Annotated in this window: 14 protein-coding genes and 2 tRNA genes; 7 read left to right on the forward strand and 9 right to left on the reverse strand. The window is 44.4% G+C overall.

Annotated elements, in window-relative coordinates:
- Positions 1 to 26 precede the first annotated feature (26 nt).
- From J4N39_RS07185 to J4N39_RS07195, 3 genes are all read right to left on the reverse strand, one after another.
- Positions 27 to 1,877 carry a DUF3413 domain-containing protein gene (locus J4N39_RS07185; RefSeq protein WP_252023543.1) on the reverse strand — a complete coding sequence of 617 codons (1,851 nt, stop codon included), beginning with the start codon at positions 1,875 to 1,877 and terminating at the stop codon, positions 27 to 29.
- Between the two features lie 165 nt (positions 1,878 to 2,042).
- Positions 2,043 to 2,951, reverse strand: a complete 909-nt coding sequence (gene nagK, locus J4N39_RS07190; RefSeq protein WP_252023545.1) for an N-acetylglucosamine kinase — start codon at positions 2,949 to 2,951, stop codon at positions 2,043 to 2,045.
- A gap of 202 nt (positions 2,952 to 3,153) precedes the next feature.
- The gene (locus J4N39_RS07195) at positions 3,154 to 3,888 is read right to left on the reverse strand and encodes a tRNA-uridine aminocarboxypropyltransferase (protein WP_252023547.1); all 735 of its coding nucleotides are present in this window, start codon (positions 3,886 to 3,888) and stop codon (positions 3,154 to 3,156) included.
- Between the two features lie 73 nt (positions 3,889 to 3,961).
- Here J4N39_RS07195 and J4N39_RS07200 point away from each other — a divergent pair, with 73 nt between their 5' ends.
- Positions 3,962 to 4,741: a sterol desaturase family protein gene (locus J4N39_RS07200; protein WP_252023549.1), complete on the forward strand. Its 780-nt coding sequence runs from the start codon at positions 3,962 to 3,964 to the stop codon at positions 4,739 to 4,741.
- Between the two features lie 73 nt (positions 4,742 to 4,814).
- On the opposite strand, the gene J4N39_RS07205 is transcribed toward J4N39_RS07200, so the two are convergent.
- Positions 4,815 to 6,845: a methyl-accepting chemotaxis protein gene (locus J4N39_RS07205; RefSeq protein ID WP_252023551.1), complete on the reverse strand. Its 2,031-nt coding sequence runs from the start codon at positions 6,843 to 6,845 to the stop codon at positions 4,815 to 4,817.
- Positions 6,846 to 6,944: 99 nt separating this feature from the next.
- Here J4N39_RS07205 and J4N39_RS07210 point away from each other — a divergent pair, with 99 nt between their 5' ends.
- Positions 6,945 to 7,436, forward strand: a complete 492-nt coding sequence (locus tag J4N39_RS07210; RefSeq protein WP_503063883.1) for a C40 family peptidase — start codon at positions 6,945 to 6,947, stop codon at positions 7,434 to 7,436.
- Here J4N39_RS07210 and J4N39_RS07215 read toward each other — a convergent pair.
- The 3 genes from J4N39_RS07215 to J4N39_RS07225 all read right to left on the reverse strand — a co-directional run bounded on the left by J4N39_RS07215 (position 7,433) and on the right by J4N39_RS07225 (position 9,787).
- Complete coding sequence (locus J4N39_RS07215; RefSeq protein ID WP_252023555.1) at positions 7,433 to 7,777, reverse strand: DUF3802 family protein; 345 nt, start codon at positions 7,775 to 7,777, stop codon at positions 7,433 to 7,435. The genes J4N39_RS07210 and J4N39_RS07215 overlap by 4 nt on opposite strands.
- A gap of 88 nt (positions 7,778 to 7,865) precedes the next feature.
- Positions 7,866 to 8,819, reverse strand: a complete 954-nt coding sequence (locus J4N39_RS07220; RefSeq protein ID WP_252023557.1) for a GGDEF domain-containing protein — start codon at positions 8,817 to 8,819, stop codon at positions 7,866 to 7,868.
- Between the two features lie 2 nt (positions 8,820 to 8,821).
- Positions 8,822 to 9,787 (reverse strand): response regulator, encoded by a 966-nt coding sequence (locus tag J4N39_RS07225; protein ID WP_252023559.1) that lies wholly within the window; start codon positions 9,785 to 9,787, stop codon positions 8,822 to 8,824.
- A 292-nt stretch (positions 9,788 to 10,079) separates the two neighbouring features.
- Between J4N39_RS07225 and J4N39_RS07230 the strand changes: the two genes are divergently transcribed.
- Both J4N39_RS07230 and J4N39_RS07235 read left to right on the forward strand, forming a co-directional pair.
- Positions 10,080 to 10,967, forward strand: a complete 888-nt coding sequence (locus J4N39_RS07230) for a fructosamine kinase family protein (protein ID WP_252023561.1) — start codon at positions 10,080 to 10,082, stop codon at positions 10,965 to 10,967.
- Positions 10,968 to 11,192: 225 nt separating this feature from the next.
- A complete protein-coding gene (locus tag J4N39_RS07235; protein WP_252023564.1) occupies positions 11,193 to 11,396 on the forward strand; it encodes a CPXCG motif-containing cysteine-rich protein in 204 nt (67 codons plus the stop codon).
- A 48-nt stretch (positions 11,397 to 11,444) separates the two neighbouring features.
- Here the strand turns inward: J4N39_RS07235 and J4N39_RS07240 are convergent, their stop codons facing one another.
- Entirely contained in the window at positions 11,445 to 12,059 is a 615-nt protein-coding gene (locus tag J4N39_RS07240; protein ID WP_252023565.1) for a riboflavin synthase subunit alpha, read from the reverse strand.
- 178 nt (positions 12,060 to 12,237) lie between these two features.
- Between J4N39_RS07240 and J4N39_RS07245 the strand changes: the two genes are divergently transcribed.
- Complete coding sequence (locus J4N39_RS07245; protein ID WP_252023567.1) at positions 12,238 to 13,611, forward strand: MATE family efflux transporter; 1,374 nt, start codon at positions 12,238 to 12,240, stop codon at positions 13,609 to 13,611.
- A 38-nt stretch (positions 13,612 to 13,649) separates the two neighbouring features.
- On the opposite strand, the gene J4N39_RS07250 is transcribed toward J4N39_RS07245, so the two are convergent.
- On the reverse strand, positions 13,650 to 14,501 hold the full coding sequence (locus tag J4N39_RS07250; protein ID WP_503063886.1) for a DNA ligase: 852 nt from the start codon (positions 14,499 to 14,501) through the stop codon (positions 13,650 to 13,652).
- A gap of 268 nt (positions 14,502 to 14,769) precedes the next feature.
- Between J4N39_RS07250 and J4N39_RS07255 the strand changes: the two genes are divergently transcribed.
- Both J4N39_RS07255 and J4N39_RS07260 read left to right on the forward strand, forming a co-directional pair.
- Positions 14,770 to 14,846, forward strand: a tRNA-Val gene (locus J4N39_RS07255).
- 41 nt (positions 14,847 to 14,887) lie between these two features.
- A tRNA-Val gene (locus J4N39_RS07260) sits at positions 14,888 to 14,964 on the forward strand.
- Positions 14,965 to 15,207 lie beyond the last annotated feature (243 nt).

The raw sequence follows: 15,207 nt of genomic DNA on the forward strand, positions 1-15,207 counted from the left end.
TTGCTTTTTTGAGTGACCGAGGCCACTTATCGTTGGAAGCGGCTCATTCGCTCAAGCACAGTTCTCACATGTTCGTAGTTTGGCGATTCTTCTTCTAACACCTTATTACCCTTATCCATCACTGTGGTTTGGCCGCCAACCCCCACATCCAAGATGCGCTCTTTGGTCACTAGTCCGTAGTTTGCCCACATTGATGCCACTACAAATGGGTGCTCTACTTCACCATCAAGTAAATCCAGTCCTGTAGAGTAAGTTGCGATATCACTCTCAACCCCTAACCAGTTTTTCATCAGTGTTGGGGCAACATCTTCATGACTAGTCAGTGCATCTGGGCTTGCTAGTTCAATGGTGTCTGAAGTGATACCTGGTGCAATGATGGCAAACGGTACACGAACTTGTGGGTCTGTGTAGTTACTGTTGTGACCCCAGTAGTTTAGCTTGTTGTCGTTAAGTTCCTGACCGTGGTCAGCGGTGATGATGATAATGGTGTTATCAAGATCGCCTGTTGCTTCAAGCTTATCTAATATTTGGCCTGCAAGGCTATCAGTATAGTGAACACTTGTTCGGTACCAATTCATCAACGGCACTGTATCGGTATCATTATCCAGATTCAGGTAGTTAATTGGCTTTGCAGGTTCAAACTTAGTCGAATAATCCTTTGGAAAATCATAGCCGTGTGGTGAGTCGTAGAAAATAAACGAGAATGCTGGTTGTGAAGTATCACGACTGTCATACCACTCTAACCATTCATCGGTAACGTTTTGATCTAACTCCGAAGGGCGAGAGCCTTTAGATTCAAGTCGTAAATCCTCAACTTTGGCAAATACGGTATCTTTAAACCTTGGCGAACGTAAATGCGCAGCCGAGAAGATACCTAAGTCATAATTGAGCTCCTGTAGACGGTCCATCAATACTGGAGATTGCTGATTCGCTAGGAATGAGTGCCAGTAAGTCCCTGGCATCCCATAAAAAAGACCAAAGATCCCCATACGAGTCGCATTACCACTAGCGATGTGATTTGGCAGCACTTGTCCGCGTTGTGCGTATTTCCACAGGTTTGGAGAATCTACTTCATTAAACGTATCGTAACGCCATGAGTCGATCGCAAGGATCATGATATTGAGTGGTTTATCGACCGGTTTAGTCACCAAAGGTTCTGTTGGGTAGTTCAAGTTATTAGAACTTTTAACACGCATTGCTTTTTCGCGTTCGACCGCATCGACATCTAACATGCCATATTTGGCCATCAAGTCATTCGCCGTTGTCGGGTAGAAAACAGGCAAATATTTGGCTTGAGCTGTCACTGGTTGGTAAACGTTAGCCGCCGACCAAATGTGTGTGCCGTGAGAAACCAACAACAATACAAAAATTGATGCTGAAAAAGCCAAACCTAGTTTGCGTTTCATTACCGCAAGTTTCGGCTGCTGTTCAAGTTTGGAGATCAGAAAGTACTGTCCTACAAGCAAACCAACCACACTACCGATAACGATTAACCAAGTAGAGATTGGAAAGCTCACCATTCCGCCGGATAGCAACATATTCACGACGACTAAATTGATATGGAAGCGGTATTGAGCAAACACCATGGTATCAATAAATAGCGTTGCAATACCCACCGCACCAAAAAGGGCTACAACAGTGCGACGAAGTTTTGTAGGTAACAAGATGAGCGGCATTGCCAACAGACCAACCAGACCAATGAGCAAACTCATTTGGCTGATGATGCTCGAAACCATGAAGGTAATGCCCAAAGCGTCAGAAGGCAGTTTCGGCATGAACGTGTAATAGCGACCAGCGATTACGACCGAGAGAATGGCGTTGGCTAAAATAAACCAGCCGTAAGAATGCAAGCGATCACGGAGTTTGAGAGTTTCCATTACAACCTTTAGCTAAAATTACTTGTTAAAATGATTCGTTATAAAACGTGGGGCATTTTAACGTCATTTAGCCAAATTGCATTCAAATTGTAGTGAAATTCTTGGCTGTAGATACAAAAAATGCCAGAGAACTTTCGCTCTCTGGCATGGTTAATTCGGTTAGATTTACTTGATGTTCAAGAAAGCTGCACCGCGTACACCGCCTGAATCGCCGTGTTTCGCTTTGATGATTCGAGGAGCTTTCGCTACAGACAGTAAGTATTTAGGGATACGCTTAGGCATCTCTTCGTAAATCAAATCGTAGTTCGACAAACCGCCACCCAGTACAACCGTGTGCGGGTCAAACGCAGTAAATAGGTTGGCAAAGCTGATAGCAAGTAGCTCCATAAAGCGCTCAACATGCTCAACGGCTTTTGCTTCGCCTTCTGCTTGTGCTTTGATGATATCAATCGCTTTTTTCTTCTCACCGTAGTAATGAGCATATAGTTGCTCAAAGCCACGTCCAGATAGGTAGTTATCTAAGCAGCCTTTCTTACCACAACCACAATCAAATACTGGTGCGTTCTCACCCAGGTGGAACCATGCATCTAGAGGCATGCGCATATGGCCTACTTCGCCCGCTACGTGGTTACGACCCGAAAATACTTTACCTTCGAATACAAAACCGCCACCGAAACCTGTACCAAGGATTAGACCCGCAACAGACGCTTCATCTTTTAGCTCGTCATCCCAAGCTTCAGACAGTGCAAAACAGTTCGCATCGTTGTCGATTTTTACGTTGCGACCAATTTTAGCTTCAAGATCCTTACGTAGAGGTTTACCCTTCGCTGCAGGAACGTTAGTCGTTAGCACAGTGCCATCATCTGCATCTTCCATACCTGGAATACCGATACCGATAGTGCCTTCTGTTTGAAGTTCTTGGTCGTATTTTGCAACCAGACCAGCAATCGTTTCGACCAACTTGTCGTAATCATCGCCCGGGGTTGGAACTCGTTCCGTCGCTACTCGTTCCAGATTGGTGTCGAAAGCACCAAATTCAATCTTAGTGCCACCAACATCAAAGCCGTAGTACATGTTTCTCTCCTAGAAAGTATTCAAAAATCGCAGCTTAGGTCAAAAAAGTGAAAACCTAAAAACTATGCTGACATTATCCATATCTACTCCCTACAATCCGTGACGCAGCGCGTATTACGACACCTGTTAACGCTAACTGTTTATAACGTGTTCACCGTCGTGTTCGCTTGTAAGCCAATGTATTAAATTGAACGGGTTTACCCTACTCCATTTCACGAATGTATTGTTGCAATTGCGGCTTTTCGAAATTTGGTTTATAGCGGGTTTTACTCAACATATAGCTTTCACTAAAGACGCCAAACCAACTGGCGAGCAGTTTTGCCGCTTTTGGTTGGTTGGCCTGTTCCAAGACAATGGAAGCTACTTCTGCGGTCGCTAAATGACTGCTGTTCTCCGAGCGGCGCAGAACATATTCAGAGAGCGCCTCTGGCTCTACTGAAAACACCGGTAATTTCTGCAAGTAATCAGACTTACGGAACATTTTCCTTGCTTCCTTCCAACTGCCATCAAGAAATATCAGCAGTAGCTTTGGTTGGCTAGAGAAGCGTTCGGTGTCTTGTTTAAAAGAATGGACTAAGCGGGCACGATCATCGACGTACTGCTCAGGGAAAATAATCACAGGTTGATAGTCTGGGCTGTTGATTAATGCTAACAGCTCTGCTGATGGTTCAGTGCGGCTCCACTCGAACGCATGGCACTCTTTGACTACGTCAGCGATAAGACGTCCCGTGTTGCTCGGCTTAAGAATTTCGTTGTCAGACATGATCACCATTGCAGCGATGTCCGTTTCTATATCAGGCTGATGGTCACAAATGCAGTGCTCTTTCGCAACCATACAAAGTTCACATCGTTTGACCTTAGCACCACGCGCGCTGAAAGGTTTCGTGGCTCTAGCCAGTCTATCTTGATATAAGTGATGAACTTGATGGATACGCATGTGTCTTTGCTAACCTTAATTGCTGGGTGTGCGAGATGAAAGGCGGCGATATTAGCATAAACAGAGAGTAAAGATGGATACTATTCGCTTTGGAGTTTTTTTGTTTGTTTTAGTGGCTTGTGCCATGTGGGAGTATCTTAAACCTCGTAAGGCACTAACCCAATCCAAATGGCAGCGCTGGTTAAATAACTTAGGGCTGGTCGGCTTTAACTCGATCGTTCTCACTATCACAATGCCGCTATTAGCTTTTGAAACCGCACAAATGGCACAAAACAATCAATGGGGCTTATTGAATATTGCAAGTGCCCCGATATGGCTAAACATTGTTGTTACCGTGGTTGTGCTAGACCTTGTGATCTACTGGCAACATCGGTGGTTTCATAGAAACCCTTGGTTATGGCGATTACACCGCATGCATCATGCCGATCAGGATATCGACGTCACTACTGGTGCTCGGTTTCATCCAATTGAAATCATCTTGTCGATGTGGATAAAAATCTTGGCCGTCGTGGCTCTTGGTGCATCACCTCTCGCCGTGGTTGTCTTTGAAATTTTGCTCAATGCCAGTGCGATGTTTAATCACAGCAATGCCAAGCTGCCGCTGTCTGTAGACAAAGTATTAAGAAAGGTGGTGGTTACACCAGATATGCACCGAGTGCACCACTCCGTTATTGTTAAGGAAACCCACTCGAATTTTGGTTTTTTTCTTTCCGTGTGGGATCGCTGGTTTTCCAGCTACATCGCCCAACCAGCTCTAGGGCATGACGATGTAGAGATTGGGATTCCCATATTCCGAAAACGCCAAGAGCAAAATATATGGCACATGCTGACCCAACCATTTCGGGATACGTAACTAACCAAATAACTGAGGGCGCTGATGCGCCCTCTCTATACTTCGCTCTGCAAACGCTTTGGTCTACAAGAACTTAGAGCTGATACTTATGCAACATTGCTTGCTGATGGCCGCCAATATCTGCCACTTGTTCGGAGCTTTCTATCATGGCTTCAAGTTGGAGTTTTGTCTGATCACCCAACTCTGAAATACTCTTAATATTGGCCGAAACATCCGCAGTTGCGCGTTCTTGTTGTTCGGTCGCTACTGAGATTTGTGTCACTCGCTGCACGATCTGGTCAATCGACCCTTCAATACTCGCAAATGTTTGTCTTACATCCTCGCTTGACGTCATTGCTTGGTTCATTTCATTGCGGCTTTCAGTCACCGCATTTCTTGCATGATTGGCCGCAGACTGAAGCTCGGTCATCATTTCGCGAATGTTGTTCGTTTGAGTGCTGGTATTGCTGGCAAGATTTCGCACCTCGTCGGCAACTACAGCAAAGCCACGCCCCTGCTCTCCGGCTCGTGCAGCTTCTATGGCGGCATTAAGCGCAAGCAAGTTGGTGTTGTCGGCAATATTGCTGATCACATCGACCATTTCGCTAATTTGACGTACCTTTTCGTCTAGCTCATGCATAGATGTTTCATTGGATTGCAGGGTTGTCTCTAGCATCTGCAAACGTTGTTGATTCAGGCCGATGGCTTTACTTCCAAGCTTAGATTGCTCTGAAGCCGCTTTCGACTCTTCATTTGACTCATTGGTCACTTGCGCTATTTCACGGATCGCTGATTGCAACTCAGAGACCGTGGTGACCATTTGGCTGAGTGATTGGTTTTGAGTCTCAAGACTTTTCTCTGTCTCTTCTGCAGCAGAGTGACTTATCTCTGCCGTTTGATACAAGGTTTCGCAGTTACTCGTTACCATCGACAAAGACTCTTGGGTCGAAACAATGACGCGATTTAATCTTTCAGCGATGACCCGCATCTCATAAGGACCAATTAGCTCAGCTTGTTGGTTAAACTCATGATTGTTTAGAAGCTTCAGCTGACCTGTTAGGTTTTTAAGCCCTTTGGTGATCCAGCGACGCACTTGGCGACCAGCGATTAAAATGATGCTGACGATGAGCAAAGAGACATAAATCAGTATATTAGTGACTTGGGCGATGGTTGATTTTACCAAGTCTTCGCTATTACCAATGAGCTGCTCTGATTGGACCGACAGAGAGTTCAACATAGCAATCATCGCCGTCACATTTTGAGAGGCATGTTGAAGCAATGACTTTTGTTTTTGCATCAGTTGGATGCGTTCCAGCGTTAAGTCGATCACTCCGCCATCTTTAAAGCCTTCTTTCACCATGTCATAAGGTGCTATCAAACTTGCAAATTCCGCAACATCCGGATGCCACTCAGCGAAGTCGTCATAACCGAGGTTTATCCCAGCGATACGGTTCCCTAACTCTCGTCTCGCTTTGTCCGCCTTGTCTAGGTCAGACTCAACTAATAGCATCAAGAAGGTACTTTCCATCGCACTGGCACTAGCAATGAAACGATTCGCTGCATCCTGTGCTTCAGGGTTATCTTGTGCAAGAAAAGAGCTGACTCGGCTCATCTCAGGTCCAATAGAGCTTAATCCATAGCGAAAGCCAGGAATGATTGCATCAAGCTCTTCGGATATTTTCAAGACAGCTTCTTGATTGGCCATGATCAACTGGGCATCGCTAATCAACGTATCAGATTTAGCGAAAAAGGCTTCTCGGTCATCCGCTGAGACAATTTCAGGAAGTTCACGTGTAACATCGATAAGTTCTTGAATATTGGATTGCGCATCTAGTTGGAGTCTTTCATACTCATTTTTTGCAGTGCTCAATTGTTCAAGGTTTTCACTTTGCATTGCAGAGTTAAGCACTTTAATTTGAGTAAGTACATTTTGCGTGAGTTGTGCATTCGACATAGCCACTGGGAGAGCATTTTGCGAAAGGCTATCGAACTGCTCACCCACTCGTTGCAAACCTTGATGGCTAATCCATGCTAATACTGCAACTAAAATGCCGATTGTCGTAAAAATTGCGATAATCGCTTGCGTCAATGAAAGTGAAAATCGACGCTTTTTGAGCTGTTCCATAGAATCTTCCTGAACTCAAAATTAAAGTAGTGAATTATTGTCGGAAGATAGTACGACGCTTTTATGACAAAAATATTTCCAATTGATGTATAGATTACAATGCTTAAAATACAAACACTTATACTGACAAAAATCTGCTTATCTGCGTTATTCATAAGCGGATGTAGCTCGCAAAACTCGTCGAAGTTCGATACAAAGAGTGAGCTACAAAATAAAAATATGGTAGTACTTTCAACACATTGGGAAAACATCTATCGCGAATGGAGAGACGTTCCCTACCGCTGGGGAGGTAACTCTAAGTTTGGAATAGATTGCAGTGGCTTCACTCAGATAGCGTTTCAGGGCTATAGCGTAACACCACTCAAAAGGACCACACATGAACAGGTCAAGCAGGGGCAGTCAGTCAGTTACACCAATGCGAAACAGGGAGATCTGGTATTTTTTAAGCTACGAGGAAAGCAAAACCACGTGGGAGTGTATTTAGGAGGAAATCAATTTCTACATGCGTCCACGTCAAAGGGGGTCATTATCTCAAGACTCGACAACCCGTATTGGGCAGACGCATTTTGGCAATTTAGACGTGTAAACTAGTCGTAAATGGCAACTGCTGAATCAAATAGGTTCTTTACTAAGCCAATATACTCATCGAGAAAGACGATTTGCTCGTTGGTTGCTTTTTTAGACCAGGCACCAGCAAGCACTTCGCCTAGATCTTCAACCACAGAATCAGCTTCTTTGAGTAATTTGAATCGAACACTAGAGTGAAGCTCTGGGTTTTGATCAAATAACGCCATAATGTTGGTGGCAATCATGTCGGTGACGACGTCTTCAATGCTCTCGTCGCCCGTATCCCCTTCCTGAGATGCGAAAATATCTAGGTTTAATGTTAAGTGCTCAATAAGAGCGAGATAGCCATCAGTTTCTACTACCACTATTTTTCTCCACCTTAAGTTTGGTGTTTATATCTACGTATAAGTAAATAGTATGACATCTCAAGAGATTTTCATACATTGATTGTGATTACTGATAGATTGTAGACAGATTTCTGCCAGATTGTTTTGACGTGTATAACGCTTTGTCTGCAGCTTCCAACCATTGAGTATGGCTTTCCATATCGGGATCAATCTGACAAATACCCAAACTGATGGTATAGCGGATCGGCTCTCCTTCATAATCAACGATGCCTGCTTCCACTTTCTTACGCAAACGTTCCGAGAAATAGTGTGCTTGCTCAGCGTTAGTATCAGGGAGAAGGACACCAAATTCCTCACCACCATATCGGCCACAGACATCAGCTTTGCGCACCGTTTGCTTAAGTAAATAAGCGGTGTTACGAATGACACCATCTCCAGCCGTATGCCCGTAGGTGTCGTTTACTTTCTTAAAGAAATCAATATCAAACATCACCAGGGTTGCAATAGAAGAAACGGTTTGGCACCTTGCAAACTGTTCTTGTAAGCACTGTTCCCAATATCCGCGGTTATATAGCCCTGTTAGGCCGTCGGTTCGACTCAACTGACTAAGCTTTTGGTTCGACTCTTTGAGGAAAAGCTTTTTCTTGGCAATATCAGACACGTCTTGCACCTTGATGCTGACGTGAGTGATCTCTCCAGTTAGCGATCGAAGTGGGCTAAATACCACGTTTTGGTACATCTTACTCAGCCCATGGGTAACGGGTGAAAAGTTATTGAATTCGAACAAATACGGTCTCTCTTCCCAAGAAGAGAAGGTTCTCATTTGCAATTTGATCACTGACTGCACTTTGGCCATAAACCACGCTTTCGGCAAATCAGGAAAGAAATCAAATAAACAATGCCCATGGATAAGATCAGAATCGATACCGCTGTAGGAGCGCATAAAGCTATTCCAAGTACAGACGTTATAATCTAGGTCGATCACGATTAACCCTGCATCCATGTTGTCCATGATCTGCATGAGTAGATGGATTTCGTTTAAGTCACTATTTTGGTTCATGGCTAGAAAGACCCGACTATTTTCTTCACTGCCCCTATCGATTGCGGGTCGATAAAGAACAACACTTCACACTCAAAATCTGAGTTCTCTGCAATATAGGTATATTCTACGGTAAAGATCTCATCGTAACTGGTCTGCCCTAACGTACTGAAATCACTTCTAATTCGATCGATAATAGACGGCTGGCGTAGAGAAAACGGACTATCGAGCTGATCACCCAATGACACCAGGTAAGAAGATATCAAAATGCTGGCGAGGTTAAGGACAGTTTCGTTGTAGGTGGAGTCTTCTGACACAAAGGCCAGTTTAGCCCCCATTTCAGTAATGTCATCTCCGCGCATACAGACTAATGCCTCACCGTGAATACCTCCACCAACAAAACGCTGAGCGACAGCTACGGCCCCTTCTCTATGCAGGACATCATCGACCATCATTGCCACTTCACCGCTATTGATTAGTCCTAAGTGCGGTACCGGTAGGTGAATGAAATGACCAAAATGGTCAGACATTAATGCAGCGCCACGGCCTATTGCAATATTGCTTAGCTCTTTGAACTTCACTAACGGGTCAATGGCAACTTCTTGACTATTGCTGCCACTGGTTTGATGAAATTTAAGCCCTAGCGACGCTAATAAGGGAGCGGCGACCTGTTGTTTGAATGGCTTCTCTATAAAGGCATGTGCCCCCATCGATAAACAGCGCCTTTTAGCTTCTTGCTGAATATCCCCGGAGACCACCACAACTTTGGTGTGGTAATTAGATACTGGAAGAACAGAAAGCACTTCATACCCGTCCATGACAGGCATATTTAAGTCAAGAAACATAACATCAATATTTTGCTCAGACAGTATGCTCAGTGCCTCACGGCCATCCTCAGCGAGAAGAATATGTAACCCCTCCCACTGGGTAATGCTGCGAGCTAAAGACTTTCGTGCGAGAGCAGAGTCATCGCAAATTAGTACTTTCATATCAACAAGTAAATTGAAAATTCAAACAAAGGAACACTATACTTTTCCCATCAAATTTCGCCAAGATTTGAACCAATCTCATGTTTAAAAGAGGACTTGTCTCACAATGCGCCGTGTAAACCTGAGATCGGTTCAGACTTTGTGTGCAAAGTTCAGCGCCAATATATTTGTTATTGCAGTCACCAAATAGACCAATTTAATAATAAATCTTATGGCTATGTGCCCGAATTAACAGTTAATTACCGTATATGCGCTAATATAATTTTGTAGCGGGTTCATTTGAGGAGTGAATATGTGGCAATCCATCACAAAACAGCTTTCTGATGTACTAATGTTCGACTTTAAAATCGAGGAGCGTGTGCGAATCGAAGGTGGCGATATTAGTAAGTGCTATATGATCAGCGACGGTGAACAGCGTTACTTCATCAAAGTCAACGACCGGGAATTTCTTCCCAGATTTGAGGCCGAAGCCGATGGTCTAAGACATTTGAGCAAAACCGACTCGATATTCGTTCCCGAATACGTTCACCATGGCATCTCTAAAGACTGCTCTTTCATCGTACTAAACTACATACCTTTGAAACCTTTAGAGTGCGATAAAGGCAACTACAAACTCGGCCTGCAACTCGCCAAGCTTCATAATTGGGGCGAACAGAAAGAGTATGGATTTGACCAAGACAACTATGTCGGTGCGACACTGCAACCAAATAATTGGAACAAAAATTGGGCACGTTTTTTCTCTGAACAACGTATCGGGTGGCAACTGCAATTATTGCAAGAGAAGGGTATTGAGTTCGGACCTGCGGACCTAATTGTCGATACAGTCTATGATGTTTTGAGAGGCCATTCACCGAAACCTTCGTTACTCCATGGCGATCTATGGAGTGGTAATGCGTCCAACTCCGCCTTTGGACCAATCTGCTACGATCCCGCTTGTTATTGGGGAGACAGTGAGTGTGATATTGCCATGACAGAATTATTTGGCGGTTTTCTGCCTGATTTTTACCAAGGTTATGAAAGTGTTCGACCACTGCCGTTCGAGTACCAACAAAGAAAGCCTGTTTATAACCTTTATCATGTACTCAACCACTGTAATTTGTTTGGTGGTCACTATCTCGATGAAGCTACAGCGCTCATCGAGCAGTTGCTAGAAGATCACCGTACAGTATCACCCCGCTAAAGCCCCTACGGTACTTTTGTGAGTAGCACGAGATTTTATTCATGCTACTCACATTCCAATTTTCACAGACCTTTAATTTAATATTACGAGTCACTTCAAACTATCCTGCCAGTTATGTCTCATTCTTTGCACTGTTTCAACTTTGCCACTTAATTCATCTCCATAAACAACTTTCGCACCTAAGATGAAGGTATGTGGACCTTTTAAGACGTAAGGAACGAGCCTATGCAAAACTACACCGAGAAGAGTGTTAACTGCCCACATTGTGGGCATATGATCAGAATCACCCTAGACGCATCTAACGGCAGCCAAGAGTTTTATGATGACTGTCCAGCGTGTTGCCACGCTATTCATCTCAATATGATGGTTGATGACTTACACGATGAAGTGAAGTTGACGGTGGATGCTGATGATGAACAGATATTCTAAATTGCTTCAATGAAGAAAGGGCCAACATAATGTCGGCCCTTTCTTTATTTAAACTCCTCGTTGAGCTAGCACCCGTTCAACGGTATCTACAATCGCTTGTGTTTGTGGGTCAACTTCAATATTGACCTTATCGCCCACTTCTCGCTCTCCAAAAAGTGTACGGTTAAGCGTTTCTGGAATGAGGTGAACATTGAATCGGTGTTGTTGAACTTCACCAATCGTCAATGAACATCCATCTATACCGATATAGCCCTTCGCCAATACATACTTCGCCATTTCTAAATTTGGCAGTTCAAACCAAACCGTGCAGTTCGTTTCCATTTTAACCAAATCACAAATAGTCGCCACATTGCTGATATGGCCAGACATAGAGTGACCACCAATCTCATCACCAAATTTAGCTGCTCGTTCGATGTTAACAGAGCAACCTTCAGTCAGCAGCCCAAGGTTAGTTTTGTCTAAGGTTTCCTGCATGAGATCAAACCAAACTCGGTTGCTCTCTATTTTGGTCACGGTTAAGCAGCAACCATTATGCGCAACTGATGCCCCGATTTGTAACCCTTGTATGAGCTCTGGAGTCAATTCGATGACGTGGGTTTGAAAACGCTCTTTTTTGATGATTTCAACAACTGGCGCTGTTCCTTGAACGATACCTGTAAACATAAATTCCTCTATCGCTGCTTTTGTAAGCAGTAGTTTTATTTCTTTTACCGATTTTTCGATTTTGATTTGGTATCAGCAATCGATTTCTCTATCATAACCAGATTCTTTCGCCACCGTGTCTTTTATCTCGAAGAATCGACCGTGGGTCCTGCTTTTCTACCTCATTTTGGAGTTGTTTTTGTATCGATACAAAAATGAAGCATCAGCGCTTATAAAGCTCGCTTCTCCCGTACTCATCGCCTCTGTTTCACAAACTGGAATGGGGTTTGTAGATACTGTCATGGCCGGTGGCGTTAGCCCAACCGACATGGCGGCTGTAGCTGTTGCGACCAGTGTTTGGCTTCCGACTATCCTATTTGGTATCGGGCTTATCATGGCGCTTGTCCCGATCATTGCTCAGTTAAACGGCGCAGGTAAAACCAAACAGATCCCATTTGAAGTGCAGCAAGGCGTGTTTCTCGCTTTACTCATTACATTACCTGTGGTTTTGGTCTTGGCACAAACCCAATTCATCCTAGGGTGGATGAATGTCGAAGATGTAATGGCAGAGAAAGCGACTGGGTACATGTATGCCATGATGACCGCAGCGCCCGCCTTCTTACTGTTTCAAGTATTGAGAAGTTACACCGATGGCATGTCTTTAACTAAGCCTGCGATGGTGATTGGTTTTGTCGGTTTGGTTCTCAACATCCCATTAAACTGGATGTTCGTTTACGGCAAATTGGGAATGCCTGCCCTAGGAGGCGTCGGTTGTGGTGTTGCGACAACTATTGTTTACTGGAGCATGTTGGCAATGATGCTGATCTATATACTGCGCTCTAAAAGACTTAGCAAAGTTGGAGTGTTCGATAAACTCATTCCGCCGCAAGTTAAAGCAATTAAACGACTGTTTGGCCTCGGGCTACCTGTCGCTGCATCGATGTTCTTCGAAGTGACCTTGTTTGCCGTGGTAGCACTGTTAATTGCCCCGCTGGGTTCGATGACGGTTGCAGCGCACCAAGTCGCTATGAACTTTTCATCTTTAGTGTTCATGCTTCCTTTAAGCATCGCTACCGCTGTGAGTATTCGCGTTGGGCATAAAATGGGGGAAGAGTCTGTCGAGGGTGCGATGATTGCAAGTCGCGTTGGCATTGTCGTTGGCTTACTGATGGCAATGACCACCGCCGTATTTACGGTGGTTTTTCGCGAGCAAATCGCCGAGCTTTACACCGACGATCCTGAAGTTATCTTGATGGCTGGTAGCTTAATGTTTCTCGCCGCTGTCTATCAGTGTACCGACTCGGTGCAGATCATCGCCGGAGGCGCATTGCGTGGCTATAAAGACATGAAGGCTATTTTTGTGCGCACCTTCATTTCATATTGGGTATTTGGGCTTCCGAGTGGCTATCTGTTAGGTGCCACAACAGTATTTACTCACGAACCTCTTGGTGCACCTGGTTATTGGATTGGCATTATCATCGGTCTTTCAATCGCCGCATTAATGTTAGGACAACGTCTACTGTGGATGCACAGACAAGAACAAAGTGTCCAACTTGAGTTCGCCGCCAAATAACTAGGCGTATCGACCTAAGAAATAGCCAACTCAGTTGGCTATTTTTCTATCCGCTCTCGCAGCAGCCTAGCAAATTTTGGAAGTCCTTTATGGGTGTAACCGTTGAAACGATACGTGATTACTGTACCAATCGGTAATGGCTCTTGGCGCATTTCATCACTCAGTCCAGAGCCTAAATTAAATTCAGTGCCATCTTCTGTTTGAACAATCAATGCCCCTACTTGCCCTTGGTACTTTCCTTTCCCCTGCGTATAACCAATGACCGTCGCTTCTGCATCTTGGTATGGTTTGAGCTTTAGTAGCGCCTCCGAACGCCCATGAATATAAGGTGTATTGATTGCGCGCAACATCACCCCCTCACCCTTCTCAGACTCAATTGTATTAAGTAGTCTAAATAACGCTAACTCATCGCTGAGCTGCTGGTGCTTAACGTAACGAACATGCGACACGTTCGCCTGTTCTACCCAGTGTTGTATGTAAAGATAGCGCTGGGGATAATCTCCCTTAGCATCGGGTGCATCAAACACCATCAGCGAGATTTGTTTCCACGCCTCATCACTAGGAACATGGTCGAGCACCGTTTGTTGTACTACATGAAAGTTTCCCCGACCGGCCCACAATTCACCCTCTATCGCTTCTTTGGGTAAGCCCTCTACAAACCATGTGGGCGCATATATTGGGTTGCCATTGCGAGTCAGTAGCTTTTCACCATCCCAAACCGCCCGAATACCATCCAGTTTTTCGCTAACCCAATAGCTCTTAAAATCAATATCAGATTGATAATCTTGAGCAAGAGTGACTTTAAGTGGCAGTGTATCGGCCAAAATATCCGCATTACTGTAACCACAAGCCATGATAGCAATCGCCAGCGCACTGTATTTTATCTGCATAATCGCCTCTAAGTTGGGTCGTTGTTTCCAACTTAGCAATAAATTACGCTTGCCCTCCCCACTTCGGCCTCACATTGCGAGCAAAGGCTTTGAGTGACAAAAATCACAATTACATTGCGCACTCTGGCCTCTAACCTCGTCACAGAACCTAATTCTGACTGTTAAACCATCAAGATGAACATAAAGACGCCAAACGGTTCAAATTATTGCATTTTGTACTTGCGCCAAAGATCGGCACTCGTTAATATCTCAACCGTTCGAAGGAAATGGGTCCGTAGCTCAGTTGGTTAGAGTACTACCTTGACATGGTAGGGGTCGGCGATTCGAGTTCGCCCGGACCCACCACTTCCTTTAAAAGCACTAACCTCGCTTAGAACACAAAATTTGGGTCCGTAGCTCAGTTGGTTAGAGTACTACCTTGACATGGTAGGGGTCGGCGATTCGAGTTCGCCCGGACCCACCAAATTTTAAAACAAAGCCCGCTTTTTAGCGGGCTTTGTTGTTTCTAGAGAATCAACAAAGCATTCTTACTATTTCCCAATAAGCGATGGTCGTAAAGTGGCGCTGGGTTACTTAGCTGAACATGCTGGTGTTCAAAGATCTGCAATGACTAAGATAGAAAATTAAAATCCTACAATCGAAGTTCTAGATGATTGTAGGATTGAAGATGTAGCAGGTATGTTCTTGATTAATAACTAGCTAGACC

Source organism: Vibrio sp. SCSIO 43136 (genome assembly GCF_023716565.1).
Taxonomy (GTDB): Bacteria; Pseudomonadota; Gammaproteobacteria; order Enterobacterales; family Vibrionaceae; genus Vibrio.

What these genes read in the sequence shown, in the direction of transcription:
- nagK (WP_252023545.1), bottom strand. Translation starts at nt 2,951, where the DNA reads ATGTACTACGGCTTTGATGTTGGTGGCACTAAGATTGAATTTGGTGCT.
- J4N39_RS07205 (WP_252023551.1), bottom strand. Translation starts at nt 6,845, where the DNA reads ATGGAACAGCTCAAAAAGCGTCGATTTTCACTTTCATTGACGCAAGCG.
- J4N39_RS07210 (WP_503063883.1), top strand. Translation starts at nt 6,945, where the DNA reads ATGCTTAAAATACAAACACTTATACTGACAAAAATCTGCTTATCTGCG.
- J4N39_RS07240 (WP_252023565.1), bottom strand. Translation starts at nt 12,059, where the DNA reads ATGTTTACAGGTATCGTTCAAGGAACAGCGCCAGTTGTTGAAATCATC.
- J4N39_RS07225 (WP_252023559.1), bottom strand. Translation starts at nt 9,787, where the DNA reads ATGAAAGTACTAATTTGCGATGACTCTGCTCTCGCACGAAAGTCTTTA.
- J4N39_RS07195 (WP_252023547.1), bottom strand. Translation starts at nt 3,888, where the DNA reads ATGCGTATCCATCAAGTTCATCACTTATATCAAGATAGACTGGCTAGA.
- J4N39_RS07185 (WP_252023543.1), bottom strand. Translation starts at nt 1,877, where the DNA reads ATGGAAACTCTCAAACTCCGTGATCGCTTGCATTCTTACGGCTGGTTT.
- J4N39_RS07230 (WP_252023561.1), top strand. Translation starts at nt 10,080, where the DNA reads ATGTGGCAATCCATCACAAAACAGCTTTCTGATGTACTAATGTTCGAC.
- J4N39_RS07250 (WP_503063886.1), bottom strand. Translation starts at nt 14,501, where the DNA reads ATGCAGATAAAATACAGTGCGCTGGCGATTGCTATCATGGCTTGTGGT.
- J4N39_RS07220 (WP_252023557.1), bottom strand. Translation starts at nt 8,819, where the DNA reads ATGAACCAAAATAGTGACTTAAACGAAATCCATCTACTCATGCAGATC.
- J4N39_RS07235 (WP_252023564.1), top strand. Translation starts at nt 11,193, where the DNA reads ATGCAAAACTACACCGAGAAGAGTGTTAACTGCCCACATTGTGGGCAT.
- J4N39_RS07200 (WP_252023549.1), top strand. Translation starts at nt 3,962, where the DNA reads ATGGATACTATTCGCTTTGGAGTTTTTTTGTTTGTTTTAGTGGCTTGT.